This is a genomic window from Terriglobales bacterium, assembly GCA_035543055.1.
GTDB lineage: Bacteria > Acidobacteriota > Terriglobia > Terriglobales > Acidobacteriaceae > JAIQFD01.
Window position 1 is genome coordinate 1 of sequence record DATKKJ010000006.1, and the last position, 14765, is coordinate 14765.

At 64.3% G+C, this 14765-nt stretch carries 22 protein-coding genes and 1 tRNA gene; 4 read left to right on the forward strand and 19 right to left on the reverse strand.

All coding sequences use genetic code 11. From position 1 onward, the window contains the following. The 13 genes from VMS96_00260 to VMS96_00320 form a co-directional block, all read right to left on the reverse strand. Window positions 1–390, reverse strand: a 390-nt coding sequence (locus tag VMS96_00260; GenBank protein ID HVP41830.1) for a CoA-transferase, incomplete at its 3' end; no start/stop codon positions are given. Between the two features lie 68 nt (window positions 391–458). After that, window positions 459–740, reverse strand: a complete 282-nt coding sequence (locus tag VMS96_00265; GenBank protein ID HVP41831.1) for a hypothetical protein — start codon at window positions 738–740, stop codon at window positions 459–461. A 32-nt stretch (window positions 741–772) separates the two neighbouring features. After that, window positions 773–1474 carry a CoA transferase subunit A gene (locus VMS96_00270; GenBank protein ID HVP41832.1) on the reverse strand — a complete coding sequence of 234 codons (702 nt, stop codon included), beginning with the start codon at window positions 1472–1474 and terminating at the stop codon, window positions 773–775. 74 nt (window positions 1475–1548) lie between these two features. Further along, window positions 1549–1998 carry a DUF4442 domain-containing protein gene (locus VMS96_00275; protein ID HVP41833.1) on the reverse strand — a complete coding sequence of 150 codons (450 nt, stop codon included), beginning with the start codon at window positions 1996–1998 and terminating at the stop codon, window positions 1549–1551. After that, on the reverse strand, window positions 1995–2843 hold the full coding sequence (locus tag VMS96_00280) for a prephenate dehydrogenase (GenBank protein ID HVP41834.1): 849 nt from the start codon (window positions 2841–2843) through the stop codon (window positions 1995–1997). Before VMS96_00280 ends, VMS96_00275 begins: the two co-directional genes overlap by 4 nt. 22 nt (window positions 2844–2865) lie before the next feature. Further along, entirely contained in the window at window positions 2866–3873 is a 1008-nt protein-coding gene (gene aroF / locus VMS96_00285) for a 3-deoxy-7-phosphoheptulonate synthase (GenBank protein HVP41835.1), read from the reverse strand. Window positions 3874–3903: 30 nt separating this feature from the next. After that, on the reverse strand, window positions 3904–4218 hold the full coding sequence (locus VMS96_00290; GenBank protein HVP41836.1) for a chorismate mutase: 315 nt from the start codon (window positions 4216–4218) through the stop codon (window positions 3904–3906). 5 nt (window positions 4219–4223) lie between these two features. Next, complete coding sequence (gene trpA / locus VMS96_00295; protein HVP41837.1) at window positions 4224–5015, reverse strand: tryptophan synthase subunit alpha; 792 nt, start codon at window positions 5013–5015, stop codon at window positions 4224–4226. 13 nt (window positions 5016–5028) lie between these two features. Then, complete coding sequence (trpB, locus tag VMS96_00300; protein HVP41838.1) at window positions 5029–6231, reverse strand: tryptophan synthase subunit beta; 1203 nt, start codon at window positions 6229–6231, stop codon at window positions 5029–5031. A gap of 118 nt (window positions 6232–6349) precedes the next feature. Beyond that, entirely contained in the window at window positions 6350–6985 is a 636-nt protein-coding gene (locus VMS96_00305; GenBank protein HVP41839.1) for a phosphoribosylanthranilate isomerase, read from the reverse strand. 130 nt (window positions 6986–7115) lie between these two features. Then, window positions 7116–7961, reverse strand: a complete 846-nt coding sequence (gene trpC, locus VMS96_00310; protein HVP41840.1) for an indole-3-glycerol phosphate synthase TrpC — start codon at window positions 7959–7961, stop codon at window positions 7116–7118. Between the two features lie 70 nt (window positions 7962–8031). Beyond that, window positions 8032–8412: an energy transducer TonB gene (locus tag VMS96_00315; protein HVP41841.1), complete on the reverse strand. Its 381-nt coding sequence runs from the start codon at window positions 8410–8412 to the stop codon at window positions 8032–8034. 183 nt (window positions 8413–8595) lie between these two features. After that, window positions 8596–8682 (reverse strand) — tRNA-Leu (locus tag VMS96_00320). Window positions 8683–8863: 181 nt separating this feature from the next. Here VMS96_00320 and VMS96_00325 point away from each other — a divergent pair. Next, window positions 8864–9106 (forward strand): hypothetical protein, encoded by a 243-nt coding sequence (locus tag VMS96_00325; protein HVP41842.1) that lies wholly within the window; start codon window positions 8864–8866, stop codon window positions 9104–9106. A gap of 73 nt (window positions 9107–9179) precedes the next feature. Here the strand turns inward: VMS96_00325 and VMS96_00330 are convergent, their stop codons facing one another. Together VMS96_00330 and VMS96_00335 are read right to left on the reverse strand one after the other, a co-directional pair. Beyond that, window positions 9180–9617, reverse strand: coding sequence for an OsmC family protein (locus VMS96_00330; GenBank protein HVP41843.1), 438 nt, complete (start codon window positions 9615–9617; stop codon window positions 9180–9182). 148 nt (window positions 9618–9765) lie between these two features. Beyond that, window positions 9766–9981 (reverse strand): hypothetical protein, encoded by a 216-nt coding sequence (locus VMS96_00335; protein ID HVP41844.1) that lies wholly within the window; start codon window positions 9979–9981, stop codon window positions 9766–9768. Window positions 9982–10068: 87 nt separating this feature from the next. Between VMS96_00335 and VMS96_00340 the strand changes: the two genes are divergently transcribed. Both VMS96_00340 and VMS96_00345 read left to right on the forward strand, forming a co-directional pair. Then, window positions 10069–10593 carry a 2,4'-dihydroxyacetophenone dioxygenase family protein gene (locus VMS96_00340; protein ID HVP41845.1) on the forward strand — a complete coding sequence of 175 codons (525 nt, stop codon included), beginning with the start codon at window positions 10069–10071 and terminating at the stop codon, window positions 10591–10593. Between the two features lie 370 nt (window positions 10594–10963). After that, window positions 10964–11407, forward strand: coding sequence for a VOC family protein (locus tag VMS96_00345; protein HVP41846.1), 444 nt, complete (start codon window positions 10964–10966; stop codon window positions 11405–11407). A 59-nt stretch (window positions 11408–11466) separates the two neighbouring features. On the opposite strand, the gene VMS96_00350 is transcribed toward VMS96_00345, so the two are convergent. The 3 genes from VMS96_00350 to VMS96_00360 all read right to left on the reverse strand — a co-directional run bounded on the left by VMS96_00350 (window position 11467) and on the right by VMS96_00360 (window position 13230). Next, on the reverse strand, window positions 11467–11859 hold the full coding sequence (locus VMS96_00350; protein HVP41847.1) for a DUF4440 domain-containing protein: 393 nt from the start codon (window positions 11857–11859) through the stop codon (window positions 11467–11469). A gap of 105 nt (window positions 11860–11964) precedes the next feature. Further along, window positions 11965–12579, reverse strand: a complete 615-nt coding sequence (locus VMS96_00355; protein ID HVP41848.1) for a DinB family protein — start codon at window positions 12577–12579, stop codon at window positions 11965–11967. A 75-nt stretch (window positions 12580–12654) separates the two neighbouring features. Further along, window positions 12655–13230 carry a group I intron-associated PD-(D/E)XK endonuclease gene (locus tag VMS96_00360; GenBank protein ID HVP41849.1) on the reverse strand — a complete coding sequence of 192 codons (576 nt, stop codon included), beginning with the start codon at window positions 13228–13230 and terminating at the stop codon, window positions 12655–12657. Window positions 13231–13539: 309 nt separating this feature from the next. Between VMS96_00360 and VMS96_00365 the strand changes: the two genes are divergently transcribed. Continuing rightward, entirely contained in the window at window positions 13540–14016 is a 477-nt protein-coding gene (locus VMS96_00365; GenBank protein HVP41850.1) for a nuclear transport factor 2 family protein, read from the forward strand. Between the two features lie 354 nt (window positions 14017–14370). On the opposite strand, the gene VMS96_00370 is transcribed toward VMS96_00365, so the two are convergent. After that, the gene (locus VMS96_00370; protein HVP41851.1) at window positions 14371–14577 is read right to left on the reverse strand and encodes a hypothetical protein; all 207 of its coding nucleotides are present in this window, start codon (window positions 14575–14577) and stop codon (window positions 14371–14373) included. Window positions 14578–14765: the final 188 nt, after the last annotated feature.

Here is a 14765-nt window from a genome sequence, read left to right on the forward strand (position 1 = left end):
CCAGTTGGCCAGGTTCCCTTCCTCATCCACCTCCATGGCGCCCAGGACGCTCAGGTCCACATGTCCGCCGCGGATCATGGCAAAGGAATCGGCGCTGGAGAAATAAGCCGTGCCCGGGATCTCCGTGACTGTCTCCTTCCCCGCGTTGATCAGGTCCGGATCCTCCTTGCCCTCCAGGGGAAACGGCCCGATGCCCAGCATCCCGTTCTCGCTCTGCAGCACGACTTCCATGCCTTTGGGCACGAAGTTCGCCACCAGCGTCGGCATGCCGATGCCCAGGTTGACGTAATAGCCGTCGCGCAGCTCCTGCGCCACCCGCTTGACGATGCGGTCGCGCTTGACTGTGTCTTTCTGCTTGTCCACTCTCGGTGTCGTCGGTGTCGCTGCCATATTAGATCCCTTGTAAGACTGTCATCCTGAGCGAGCGTGCTTACGCGCGAGTCGAAGGACCCCTACCCTCACCAAGCCGCCTCAGCTCTACGAAAATCCGTTAACGCTCTTTCGAGTTCCTCATACGAGGTGCTCGCGTCCTTATCGGACTGCTTCTTGTACTTGTACGCCACCGCCAGCAGCTCGCCGTAGGGGTCTTCGATTCCGCCCATGGCGTGATCGTACGCCGGCGCCATCACCGCGATCTCCGCCGCCAGGTCGCCCAGCGTGAACTGCCCCTCCTCGTACATCCGGATGTAGCGAAGGACGCTGGTCCTGACTTCCTCGATCGTACTGTCCGGGGCTGGCATTCAGATCACGGCGATTTCGGCGATCACGGCGATCACACTCCCGCCTTCCGCACCGTCCGTTTCTCGATGCGCTTCTCGTACTTCGTACCCTGGAAGATGCGGTTCACGTACACGCTGGGGGTGTGTACCAGGTCGGGATCGAGCTGCCCGACCTCGACCAGTTCCTCGACCTCCGCGATCGTCACCCTGGCCGCCGTGGCCATCATGGGGTTGAAGTTCCGCGCCGTCTTGCGATAGACGAGGTTGCCCCACGGGTCGCCTTTCCACGCCTTGATCAGTGCGAAATCGGCGGTCAGCGCGCGCTCCATGATGTACATGCGCCCGTTGAAATCGCGCGCTTCCTTGCCTTCGGCGATCACCGTGCCGTAGCCGGTCGGGGTGAAGAACGCCGCGATCCCGGCGCCACCCGCCCGGATCCGCTCGGCGAACGTCCCCTGCGGGTTCAGCTCCAGCTCCAGTTCGCCGCTCAGGACCATCTGCTCCAGTTTCTTGTTCTCCCCGACGTAGGTCCCGATGTGCTTCTTGATCGCCCCCGCGTACAGCAGCTTGCCCAGCCCGAATTCGTCCACCCCGGCGTTGTTGCTCATGGTGGTCAGGTTTTTCACGCCCTTGCGGATGAGCGCGTCAATCAGATTTTCCGGGATGCCGCACAGCCCGAAGCCGCCCACCATGATGCTGGCGCCGTCCTGGATGTCCTTTACCGCTTCATCTGCGTCGCGTACCACTTTCTTCATAGGGATCAGTCCTTGTCGCCGAACTCGCGATTGTAATCAGGTGCAGCGAACGCGCGCAAATGCGCCGGTCGCCTTCACTTCTTGCGCACGTAGAGCAGCTTCTCGATCTCGGCAATCACCGTCCCGTGGGCGTCTTTGATCTCCACCACGAAAGTGGGTTCCACCTTGGGCTCCGACTTCAGGCGCTCCCGAATGTCCTCGACCTGCTGCTCCGACAGCCGGAACTCCGCCCGCACCGTGCCCTTGCCCGGCTTGCGGAAGCGGATGGTGGCCGCCTTGTCCCACACGATGTATTCCCGCCCCAGGTTCTCCATCAGCATCAGCATGTAGAAGGGATCGGCCATGGAGTACAGCGAGCCGCCGTAGTGGGTGCCGACATAATTCTTGTTCCAGGGCGTCAGCTTCATCTCCACGTCGACGGCGCGCATCTCGGGATCGATGCGCGTGACCCGGATGCCCGCGCCCAGCAAGGGGGGCCACAGGTTGATCCATCGCAGCCGGCGCCCTTTGCCCTTGCTCTTCATCGATGGAACTTGTTGCCGCGCTCGAATTCTTCACGCAGGCCCGCGGTCTTCAGGTTCTCGCGGATGTAGGCCAGCTTTTGCTCCAGGCGCAGCAGGGCTTCTTCCAGGTTCCCGGTGTTGGTCATGGCGATGTCGCGCCACATCGAGTACGGGCTGGCCGCGATGCGGGTCATCTCCCGCAACGCCCGGCCGCCGATGGCCTTGATCTCGGCGTCGTCGCCCACCTGGTCTTCCAGCGTGCTCGCCAGCGCGGTGGAGATCATCTGCGGCAGGTGGCTGATCCAGGCACACAGCCGGTCATGCCGCTCCACGTCCATGAACAGGGCCTTCGCCCCCAGCTTCTCCACCAGCGTGACCCATTCCCCCGCCCGGCCTTGGGGACGGGTCTCGGATCCGCCCATCGGCGTGAACAGCCACACCGTTCCCAGGAACAGCTCCGCATCCGCCTGCTCCAGTCCGCTGCGTTCTTTTCCCGCCATCGGGTGTCCCGGCAGGATGCGCCGGCCGGCCTCCTCGCCCAGCGCCGCCCGCGCCCGCTCCACCATCTCTTTCTTGGTGCTGCCGACGTCGGTGACCAGCACATCCGGCGGCAGCCGGGGCGCGATCCGCTCCACGAAGTCTAGAATCGCTCCCACCGGCGTGGCCAGCACCACCGCCTGGCTGCCCGCCGAGGCCTGCGCCGGATCGCTCGATCCGCTGTCGATCGCGCCCATCTTCTGCGCGTGCTCCAGCGTTTCCGCCCGGTCGCAGCCGACGACCCTCCCGACGAGCTTGTCCTTCTTCGCCGCCAGGGCCAGCGACCCGCCGATCAAGCCGGTTCCGATGATGGTGATTTGCTTAAACAAGGCCTCGAGGTTTCGATAGACCCTAAGCGATCTTCCGCCCCACCGCCGGCGCGATCATTCGCAGTTCGTCCATGAGCTTGGCGAACTGCTCCGGGTAAAGCGACTGCGCCCCGTCGCTCAGCGCCTTCTCCGGCTGGTGATGCACCTCGACGATGATGGCATCGGCGCCCGCCGCCACCGCCGCCCGCGCCATGGGTGACACCTTGTCGCGCCGCCCGGTGCCGTGCGACGGGTCCGCCGTCATCGGCAGGTGCGAGAGCTTGTGCACGATCGGGATGGCCGAGATGTCCATGGTGTTGCGGGTGTAGGTTTCGAACGTCCGGATGCCGCGTTCGCACAGGATCACGTCGTAGTTCCCGCCACTCATGATGTACTCGGCCGAAAGCAGCATCTCCTCCAGCGTGGCGGCGATGCCGCGCTTCAACATCACCGGCTTGCGCGCCTTGCCCAGCTCGCGCAGCAGGTTGAAGTTCTGCATGTTGCGCGCCCCCACCTGGAAGATGTCTACGTAGGGCGTCATCAGCGGGATCTGCGAGATCTCCATCACCTCGCTGATCACCAGCAACCCGAACTTCTCGCCCGCTTCCCGCAGCAGTTTCAGCCCGTCTTCGCCCAGCCCCTGGAAAGAGTAGGGCGACGAGCGCGGCTTGAACGCGCCCCCGCGCAGCACGCGCGCCCCTGCCTGCGAGACCTGTTGCGCGATGGTGAACAACTGCTCCTGCGATTCCACCGAGCACGGCCCCGCCATCACCACTACCTCGGGGCCGCCGATGCTCAGGCCGTTGGCGAAGCGCACGACCGTGCCTTCGGGCCGGAAACTTCTCGCCACCAGCTTATAGGGCGAGCTGACGCGGTGCACCTCGCGCACGCCCTCCATCACCTCGATGTCGCGGATGTCGAAGTCGATGGTCTTGCCCACCACCCCCAGCACGGTCTGCTGCGCACCGGTGCTGCGGTGCACTTCGTACCCGAGGTTCACCAGCCGCTCGATCACCCGCTGGATCTGTTCCTCGGCCGCGTTTTCCGCCATCGCTACGATCATGGGTTCCCTGGCTGCCGGCTAGTCCTTCGGCTCCAACTCGGTCTCTCCCGCCGCCGCTTCGCCGCGCTCGCCGATCTCGTCCCGCTGCAGCTTGCGCATGACGTCGATGATCCGTTCGTAGATGTGCATGAGGGCAGCGTCCGGCAGCGGGCCGCGGTTGTGCTTGCGCACGTTCTCGTGGATCACTTTCTCCCGGTCCGGCTCGTAGACCGGCAGCTTGGTATCGCGCTTCAGCTTGCCGATCTCCTTGGCGGCCAGGGCGCGCGCGTTCAACAGCTCCACCAGCCTGCGGTCCAGTTCATCGATCCTTTTACGCCACTCTGCGATGTCCATAGGCTCTAGTGCTGACTGCCTTTCGCGGCCGGCTTCGCCGCTACCAACGAGGCCACAAACGCTCCCACCGCCCCCGCCGCTCCGGCCTTCTCTGCCTTTTCGATCGTCTGCACGATGGCGCTGCCCACCACCGCCGCGTCGGCGAACCCGCCCACCTCCGCGAATTGCTCCGGGGTCGAGACCCCGAAGCCCAACGCCAGCGGCAGCGTGGTGTAGCGGCGTAGCCGGTGGACCAATTGTCGCGCATCGGCCGCCAGCTCCTGGCGCGTACCGGTCACACCGGTACGTGATACAGCGTACACGAACCCGGAGCAGGCCTTGGCGATCCGCCGCAGCCGCCGGTCGGTCGAGGTCGGCGCCGCCAGGAACACGGTCGCCAGCTCCCGCGCCCGCATGCATGCCAGATACTCGTCCGCCTCTTCCAGCGTGAGGTCGGTGATCAGGGCTCCGTCCAGCCCGGCATCCGCCGACGCCGCGCAGAACCGCGCCAGGCCCAAACGCAGGACCGGATTCAAATAGGAGAACACGATCAGCCCGGCCCGCGGCCGCGCCTTCCGCAGTCCTCTTCCCAGCGCGATCACGTCTCCCAGCGACACGCCGTTGGCCAGCGCCCGCTCGCTGGCCCGCTGGATCACCGGCCCGTCGGCCACCGGATCGCTGAACGGCACGCCCAGCTCGATCACCGCAGCGCCCGCGTCGATCGCCGCCAGCGCCACCGCGCGCGTGGTCGCGAGATCGGGGTCCCCGCAGGTCAGGTACGCGATCAGCGCCGGCCGTTTGTCGAGAGTGATTGGCATTCGTCCGCCGAGGTTACAGCTTCAGTTTCTGGGTCAGGATGCCCATGTCCTTGTCTCCGCGCCCGGAGACGTTCACGACCACGATGTCGGTCTTGCGCATGCGCGGCGCCCTCTTGATCGTTTCCGCCACCGCGTGCGCCGACTCCAGCGCCGGGATGATGCCTTCGGTCTGCGCCAGCACCTTGCAGGCCTCCAGCGCTTCCTCATCCGTCGCCGCAACATACTCCGCCCGGCCCGCGTCCCGGAGCCCCGCGTGCTCCGGCCCCAGCGCCGGGTAGTCCAATCCCGCCGACACCGAGTGCGTCGGCGCGATCTGCCCGGCCTCGTCCTGAAGCACGTAGGTGTAGGTGCCCTGAAGCACGCCTGGCACGCCGCCTTCGATGCCCGCCGCCACTCGCGCCGCGTGCTCGCCCAGGTGGATCCCGCGGCCCCCGGCCTCGACCCCGACCAGCTTCACCTGCTTGTCGCCCAGGAACTCGTAGAAGATCCCCATCGCATTCGATCCGCCGCCCACGCACGCGATGATCGCTGACGGCAGCCTTCCTTCCGCTTTCCTGATCTGCGCCCGCGTCTCTTTTCCGATCACCCGGTGGAAGTCCCGCACCATCGTCGGATACGGATGCGCGCCCAGCACGCTCCCCAGCAGGTAATGGGTGGTGCGCACATTGGTCACCCAATCGCGCATGGCCTCGTTGATCGCGTCCTTCAGCGTGCGCTGGCCGGCGTCGACGCCCCGCACCTCTGCGCCCAGCAGCTTCATACGGAAGACATTCAGCTCCTGCCGCCGCATATCTTCGGTGCCCATGTACACCACGCACTCGAAACCGAAAAGCGCGCAGACGGTCGCGGTCGCTACCCCATGTTGCCCCGCCCCCGTCTCCGCGATGATGCGGTGCTTGCCCATGCGCTGCGCCAGCAGCGCCTGTCCCAGGCAGTTGTTGATCTTGTGCGCGCCGGTGTGCAGCAAGTCTTCGCGCTTCAGGTAGATCCTGGCCCCGCCCAGCTTCTTCGTCAGCCGCCCCGCAAACGTGAGCGGGGTAGGGCGTCCCGCATACTCTTCCAACAGCCTCTGCAACTCCGCCTGGAACTTCCGGTCCTTCTTCGCCGCCTCGTAGGCGTGCTCCAATTGCTCGAGCGCCGCCATGAGCGTCTCCGGCACGTACCTGCCTCCGTACGCCCCGAACCGCCCGACCGCGGATTTGAGCTGTGCTTTCACTGATATTCTTCTCTTGTTTCTCTTGTCACCCTACTTGCAGGCGCGACCCAGGGCCGAACGTGCGACGCCCGCGGGAGCGTGCCTGCAAGTAGGGTGACTCTTCCTGCGGCGCAGGCCGTCAGGCCTGCGCCGCCGCCTTCGCTGCCTTCACGAACGCTCTTACCTTCTCGTGATCCTTCTTTCCCGGCTCTCTCTCCACGCCGCTGACCACGTCCACCCCCCAAGGATGAAACAACTCGATTGCGCGGCCCACGTTGCCGGCCTCCAGTCCGCCGGCCACTACGATGTTCACCTTCCGCCGCAACAGCCGCACTATGGGCGCCGCCCGATCCCAATCAAACAGCTTCCCCGCTCCTCCGCGCCTCTTATCGGAACCGGCATCCACGAACAGCGCATCGACGGCGTCCGCAAAGCCGTCCGCCTCGTTCTCCAACACCGCTGCGGATAATGCCTTGTAAACCTTGATCCCGGTGCGCCCGATCGTGCGCGCCAGCCGCGGTCCTTCGTCGCCATGCAACTGCACGCCCGTCAGCCCCGCCGTCTCCACCGTGTCCAGAATGATCTCGGGCTTCTGGTTCACAAAGACGCCGACCTTCTCCACGCCCTCCGGCAGCTCGGCGATGATCTTCTTCGCTTCCCTGGGGCTGATCCGCCGCGGGCTGGGAGCAAAGATGAACCCCAGCGCGTCGGCGCCTGCTTCCACCGTCGCACGCGCGTCCTCCAGGTTCGTGTTGCCGCAAATCTTGACCCACATAAAAACTCAAAATTGTCATCCTGAGCGCTGTCCCGTAGGGACAAGCGTGAGGACCTACCGCCTGCAGCGGAACGAGAGCCCCACGGTAGTGGGGCGCGTTCCCCCGAAGCCTCTCCGGCGGTCACGGCGATCAATCCTTCGTTCCCGCCCCCCAGGTCGCCACGCCCGCGCTGCCCAGCGGCGGCGCCTTGGCTTCCGCGATCAGGCGGCGCAGCGCCTCCTCCGGCGATTCCGCCTTCATCAGCGACTCGCCGATCAAGAACGCCTGGTAGCCGGCGTCGCGCAACCTGCGGATGTCCGCCCCTGAGTTGATCCCGCTCTCCGCCACCCGCACCGCCCCCTTGGGAAGCTTGGGGGCAAGGCGCACGGCGGTCTCCAGGTCCACCTGGAACGTATGCAGGTCACGGCTGTTCACCCCGATCAGATTGGCGCCCACCGCTGCCGCCATCTCCAGTTCTTTCTCGTCGTGGACCTCGCACAGCGCTGGCAGCCCAAGCTCCTGGGTCTGTCCATAGAGGTGGGTAAACTCGACCGCCGCCAGCGCGCCAACGATCAGCAGCACCGCATCGGCGCCCGCGGCTTTTGCCTCCACGATCTGGATCCGGTCCACGATGAAGTCTTTGCGCAGGCAGGGCAGCTTGGTGGCCGCCGACGCCTCGTACAGGTTGGCGATCGAGCCCTGGAAGTAGTCCTCTTCGGTCAGCACCGACAGGGCCGCCGCTCCCGCCGCCTCGAAGCCGCTGGCCAGCGCGGCTACGTGCAGGGTCCCGCGGATCATGCCCTTCGAGGGCGATGCCTTCTTCAATTCCGCGATGATGGCCGGCCCGCGTGCTGACGCCCGCAGCAGCGTCCCCCGGAAGTCCTTGGGCACGCGCGTCTCCGCCAGCCGCTCCATCTCCCGGTGATCGGTCGCGCGCTTCCACTCTGCCACCTTCTTGCGGGTATGCGCCACGATCTGTTCCAGCGTCACAACCATGGCTTGAGAGTATATCGGCTTGCTCCGCGCCGGGGAGGACAATCGGGCAGTGAAGGGACAGGAGCGAGGGCTACTTTTCTTCGAACTCGACGTCAAGCGAGATAAGAACCGTCACCGGCTTGCCGCCCTTCATCGCAGGCTCAAACTTCCAGGTTTCAACGGCCTGTTTCGCTAGTTTATCCAGCTGCGGATGGAGCTTCTTCGCGACGGTTACCTGCCTGGGGCAGCCATCCGTACCCACAATCACGTGCAGACGAACCACACCCTTTATTCCACTGCCCTTCAGTGATTCAGGATAGGCAGCCGTGATCGGCGGCTTTGCATGCTTGTTAATTGAACAGTGCGTCGGCTCCGCGTCAGTCGAGGATACGGGCTTCTGAGCAAATACGGAGGTTGGAACACAAATCGTGACAGCGATCGCGAGAAAAAGACGACTGTTAATCGGCGGCATGCTGCCCGGAACAAACACCAAAACGAGAACTAAGAGCTAACCGCTAATGGCCAAGAGCTTGATTGGTGCCGAAGAAGGGACTCGAACTTGAGCCGTCTTGCGGGCGTGAGCGAAGCGCGAGCCCGCAGGCGAAATCCTGAGCGGAGCGAAGGACCTCTACCTCTGGCGAATATTGCAATCTGATGGTGCCGAAGAAGGGACTCGAACCCCCACGCCCTTGCGGGCACATGGACCTGAACCATGCGCGTCTGCCAATTCCGCCACTTCGGCACGGGAATAGGAGAGCAGGTTGACGACATTATTCTTACAGGCGCTGTGCGGGAGTGTCAAACCACCGGACAGCGAAAATTGCGCCCGCGCACAACGTTCGCGCCGTTTCGGGAGTCCAATCGATGGCCCTTTTCCCCGAGAAGGTGTCGGAGGATGTAAACTGCAGCGGCAGGAGAACCCGATGCCCCCCCAGCCCCAGATGGAACCCTCCCCCAAGATGTCCCCGGAAGTGAACAAGCAGTTGCGTTCCCTGGCCCACGACCTCAGCAATTCCATCGAGACCGTCATGCAGGCCACCTACCTGCTCTCCCAGAGCCGGCTCGACGAAGCCAGCAAGAAGTGGGCCGAGCTCATCGACACCGCCATCCGCGAGGCCGCCCGCATCAACCGCGAGATCCGCGAGATCCTCCGCGCCCAGTCCTGACCGCTTCATGAGAAAAACAACAGCGGAACCCTTCCGGGTCCCGCTGGTACTGGGGACTAGGTACTGGGTACTGCTAGGCCGCTTTCTCCCCCACCAGTTTGGCGTCCATGGTGATCTTTGCGTTCAGCACCCGCGACACCGGACAACCCTCTTTGGCGTTCTTAGCTGCCTGCTCGAACTTCGCCCGGTCACCGCCTGGGATGCGCGCGGTCACGTCCAGGTGCACGGCGGTGATGGTGAAGCCTGCCTCCAACTTCTCCATCGTGAGCGTGGCGGTGGTTTCGATCGCCTCCGGCGTCATACCCACATTCCCCAGCTGCGCCGACAGCGCCATCGAGAAGCATCCCGCGTGGGCAGCCGCGATCAGCTCTTCCGGATTGGTCCCGGCGCCGTTCTCGAACCGGGTGGCGAATGAGTATTGCGTCTCTTTCAGCACCCCGCTTGCGGTGGACACGGTGCCCTTGCCGTCCTTCAGGCCACCCTTCCACACCGCGCTTCCCTTGCGTTGCATACGGCCTCCTTTCGCTACTTCAAAACCCTCCTAGGTTACACCTTGAGGCGCCTTGCGGGCGTCTGAGCCCGCAGCCGAAATCCTGAGCGCGAATTGCGCGAAGGATCCCCAGGGGGCGACGTTTGCTTACGACTGCCGACTGGCGCCTCTAGTAGAAATCCGAGCAGCTCAGGAAGAACCCGCACTTCTCGCACACCAGCTTGCACTTGAGCTCCACCAGCCGCTGTCCGCAGTTCGGACACGTCTGTATCGGCTCTGGAGCTTTCACCGGCGGCGGCGGCTTGCGCCCCTCATCCATGCCGCCGACCATAGCACAGAGGAAGCAGCAACAAAATGCGGCCGGGCCGCAGTGGGGGACGGGCATGCGCAACTGGTGATAAGGGCCGTTATCGCCAGTTCCGTGTTGTATTCTTCCAACCTGCACAATCACTCGGTTACACAGGAGCGGCAAATGCCGATCACTGCCTTCAACAGTTTCACCGACGGCCTCGAGCCGGATCGAAGGAACCGCGAACACTTTATCGCCAACATTAACCTGGACGATCACCGCCGCTGGATTCCTTATGCGGAGGGTGTCTGGCTGCAGCCGTGCTGCTTTAACGTCACCTCCGGAGGGTTCAGCGTTGTCCTGAAGGCTCTCCCCGGCGCCAAACTCGGCATTCACTACCACGTTGGCACGGTTCGTGGCTACACCATGCGTGGTCACTGGCGATACCTGGAGCATGACTGGATCGCCAAGCCCGGGACCTTCATCTACGAACCCGCCGGCGAGGCTCACACACTGGTTGTGACCGATGACTCGCCAGAACCAGCGCTGGTACTCTTCATCGTCGAGGGCGGGCTCATTTACTTGGACAAGGCGGTCGAGGGTAGCTTCGGCGCCTACGAGGACGGATTCACATTCCTTGAGCTGTGCCGGAAGTACTATCGTGAGTCCGGTCTTGACGCCCGCGAACTGGACCGACTGATTCGCTGAGTGGGGGTTTTAGGGATCTTGCGGCTTGTGACTCCGGCAAAGACTTCGACCTACGGGGTGCCAGCCCCCGCCGCGCGCCCCTTCCCGTTCCCCAGCATCTCCGCCACCGCCTGCAATAGCTGGGTACGAGCGCGCCGCCACCGAGGCCCTGCAGGCCCTCACCCGCGAGCTCACCCTGCCCGCCGAATCCGCCGCCACCCTCCGCCTGGTGGACGCCATCCAGGGCCCCGTCGGCCACAAGAACAAGTACGGCAAGGATTACGACAAGGCCCGTCCCTACGGCCAGCCCTGATTGTCTTGTGTTTGATACTTGATACTTGATACTTGATACTTGGTACTTGGTACTTGGTACTTGGTACTATCTCCCCCCATGCCCGCCAAAGCCGGATATTGGACTCCCATGCTGCACGTCGCCGACGTCGCCCGCTCCATCAGGTTCTACGAGCTCCTCGGCTTCGAGCTCATCGACACCGAGGGCGACCCCTCCTGCTTCGGATGGGCCCGCCTCCACTGCGAGGGCGGCGCCATCATGCTCTTCCTCGCCGAGGACGAGCACCCGGTCGATCCCCGCACCCAATCCCAGCCCGCGTTCATGTATACGCCCGACTTGCCCGGACTGCGCGAGCATCTGCTGGCCCACGGCGTCAAGGTCTCCAAGATCAACCATCCCCCCTACATGATGAGCGGCGAGGTGCGGGTCGAGGACCCCGACGGCTACGTCATCTTCATCGGACACTGGGGCGACGCCGAACACTCCGCCTGGCTCCAGCGCATCGAGGAAAAGAAGCGCGCCGGCACCCTGCGCCCCAGGTAACCATCTCCCTGTGGTCCCCTGGGCCTCTGTGGTGAAAGGTCTTGGCTGACGGCTGATGGCTACTGCTTGAAATTGAACGTCGTCACCACGGCCTTCCACCCGCCCCGCTCGCGCCGATACACGGTGAGATAGAAGCCGGACGCCGTCTGCGACTTGCCGTCCGCCGAGGTGACGGTGTTCGTCCACTCGCCGCCGTCGTAGAGCAGCTCGCCGACGCGCTGGCTGCGGATGGAGGTCAGGGTCAGCTTGCGGCTGGTTTCGCGCGCCAAGCCCACTGCGAAGTACTTGCGATGCGCCTCGCGCCCCCGCACCGGCGCCTGGTCGGGCGAGAGGGTCATCGCGTCCTCGGCCAGGAAGGCCAGCAGCTTTCCCAGGTCGCCGGCATTGTAGGCGGCGCAGTAGGCGTCGTTCATTCGCTGGACATCGGGCTCGGGATCGACGGCCGCAGGCATCGGGGCATTAGCCTAGCATCCCGAGAGAAAACCCACCACAGAGACACCGAGCACGCCGAGGAAATCACCAATCGCAAATCACCAATCACCAATCACCGATTCCTCTCACTTCTTCGCCGGCGGCGGCTGCGGCGCCGGCTCGCTCGAGGGCGGCACGATGTTCTTCATCCGCAGGTAGGTCACCAGGTTGCCGTAGTGCTCCATGCTGTGGATCTCGTTGACGTTCAGCACCGCCAGCTTGGGGGTGTTTGCGTTCCCGAAGAGGGTCACCGTCTGCGTGCCCGCGGCGTCGGTCATGCCGCCATAGACCTGGTTGCAGAAGGCAACCGCCTCCTTCAGGGCGGCGATCAGCTCCGCCTTCGACGTCCTGGTCTTCTCGATGTTCCGGGAGGTGTACGGCTGCCCCAGCGCCGTGGTGCAGAAGAAGTAGCTGGAGTCGGCCAGGTGCCCGACGATCTGCCCGTAGCTGCGCACCGCCTCGGTCGGCCGGAAGCCGTAGTTCTCCTCCGGCATCTTCTCCGCCGAACGCAGCAGGATGTCCTGGATGATGCCGTAGGCGTGCCGGTTCCAGGCGCTGAGCGGGTTGGCCTCGGAGACGGTGACGCTCAGCTTCTCCGGTGCCGCCGGGGCGGGCGTAGCGGCGGGTGTAGCGGGTTTCTGCTGGGCCGCCGCCACCGCGGCCAGCCCCAGCAGGCAGATCAGCAACCTGACGGTTCGCATGGATTCCCCCTCCTTAAGACCAGTTACGCTACCACCGCCGCAGTGTTCCTCAAATTACAAATTACAAATCGCCAATCACCAATCCCACGGTAGCCCACCCGCCAACTCTTCCTTCGTGTCTTCCTTCGTGTGCCCTTGTGCCCTTTGCGGTGAGTCTTTCGCTGCCTCCTGCCACCCGCCTCCTGCCCGCGGGTCGGCGGCCGCCTGGATGTCCCCGACGTACGTCCCCTTCGGACACAGCAGGTCCCACGCCTCGCGATAGCGTGCATACCGCCCCGGCAGCACGATATAGAAGGGAGTGTGAACCCGCGCCAGGGGGATGATGAACCACTCGTCCTCCAGGCCGATATAGGCGGCGATGTAATCGAGGTCGCTCAGGCGGTAGCGACTCTGGCCGTGTGTGCCCGAGCCGCCGCACCGGACTATATAGGCGTTCCGGCAGGGCCTTCGTGTTCCGTCCACACGACGTGTCCAGTTGCCGATTCTCCAAGTCGATTTCACCTGGACCCGGCTGACCCGGCCCATGACCTCGACCATGAAGTCATAGCGGCAGTTCTGGCCGAAGGGCTTGGAGACGTTCATCCCCAGGCTGAGCGCCTTGGCTACGAACAGGGCCTCGGCGATCTCCCCCTTGCGGAGCCTCGACTTCATCCCGGCGATTCTCTCTATGTGGTTGTAACGATTGGTTTTAGCTGGCGACTGACGACTGGCGACTGGCGACTGCCTCACTCCCCACTCTCTTTCCTTCCTCCCCTGTATGCGACGCGCACCGCCCCCAATTACCCGATTGCCAAATTACCCGATTACCCAATCTTCGTCTGTGACTTACCTCACACGAAAATATCTCTTAGCTATACCTAGTCCCCAACCGATTGATTTCGCACGGGATGCGCGCGCAAGAAAAATCTGCGCCCGAAAGGCGGTTCTGGTATCCTGCCGCCCGCTCTTGAGGAGGATCGCATGTCCCACGCCCGCCGCTGCGTCATGGTCCTGCTGTTGTCCGGCATCGCCTTCGCCCAAACCTCCGCCTCCAAGCCCGCCGCGAAGACGGCGAAGGGCGGCGGCGCCGACCTGCAGGCCACCATCGAGAAGGTGGAGAAAGCGGGCTGGGACGCCTTCCAGAAGCACGACGACAAGACTCTGATGGCGCTTTCCGCGCCCGGCTACACCGCGGTGATCGCCGACCAGAAGCCTCCGCGCGACGCGCAGGCGGCGGCCCAGGTCTCGCACCAGATCATAGTGCACAAGTACAGCTTCAGCGATTTCAAGGTGACGCCGCTGGCCCCCGACGTCGCCTTAGCGACCTACATCTCCTCGGGCAGCGCCACCTTCGGCAACGGCAAGCCGCAGGACTTCAAGCTCGCCGTCACCGAAGTGTGGGTCAAGCATGGAGGCCAGTGGAAATCCCTCCGCTACCACGAGAGCGAGATCCACTGAGGCGCCGCCGAACGCGTTCCCGGCAAGCACCGGTGCGCCGGGCCGGGATGTACGCGCCACGGACTTGATTTTTGTCGGTACTCTCTCGGCCTCGACGCACCAGGGGAAGCCTAGCCGGAGCGCGGCGTTCCCCGGCCGCGCCTGGCCATCTTGTTCTGATTTCCGAACAAGGACCGGGGGGCCGATGTCCTTCAATCCCACCCGCCTTTGGTGGTGCGAAGGATGGGCCGCCCGCCTCCGCCACCACGAGAGCGAGATCCACTGAGAACGGGGAGCGCCTCTTGGCTGGACAAAGTAGCCCGCGCGCCCTCGCGCGGGCCGTGTCGCACCGCGCATGGCGGCCCGGCTCTGCGCTCACTTCTTCCACTGCGCCCGCGCGAAACTCTCGCAATCGTGGGCTTTGAAGTCGGATTCGACCTGCTTGGCCTGCTCGGTGCGCTGGGCCTCGGACTCCGGCAGCGGGCGGCTCCAGCAGCAGCGTTCGCAGAACCACCCCCTCCAGCCCGGGGAGATCTCGAATACCAGCCGGCGTTCATGTTGCCAATCCATGGATGCGGCCATTCTGCCACCCAGGCCCGCACCCGCCGCGCCAGGCCCTGTCTTGTTCTGGATTCGGAACACGGGACGCAGGGTTAGCCCAGCACGGAGGTGCTGGGAACGCTCGCATTAAAAGAGGTAGTCCCGGGCTCGTAGGTCAGGGCTTTAGCCCTGACTCGCCCTGGCGACCCTGACGAGGACGTAAGTCCGAA